This is a genomic window from Lysinibacillus sp. GbtcB16 (assembly GCF_019091145.1).
Classification (GTDB): domain Bacteria; phylum Bacillota; class Bacilli; order Bacillales_A; family Planococcaceae; genus Lysinibacillus; species Lysinibacillus fusiformis.
Window position 1 is genome coordinate 1 of record NZ_JAGXJV010000837.1, and the last position, 238, is coordinate 238.

General features: G+C 52.5%; 1 protein-coding gene. It reads left to right on the forward strand.

Annotation, left to right across the window (positions count from 1 at the left end; genetic code table 11):
• Positions 1-238, forward strand: a 238-nt coding sequence (locus KVT27_RS26050; RefSeq protein WP_217582319.1) for an MFS transporter, incomplete at both ends; no start/stop codon positions are given.

Genomic DNA, 238 nt, shown 5'->3' on the forward strand with positions numbered 1-238 from the left:
GGATGGCGGTAGCCGTTCCGAGCGGCAAATGGGTGCTGCAGTACGGGTATAAGCCGCTGCTCATCATCGGTAACGGCCTGCTCGTCGTGACGGCGATTATGCTGTATTTCCTGAATGAAACGACTTCCTTCTGGTACTCCTTTGCCGCCATGACCGTGCTCGGGCTTGCTTTCGGTTTGATTTTTACAGTTTCGACGATTGGTTCCCAACAGCTTGTAGAGTCTCATCAGAAAGGGAT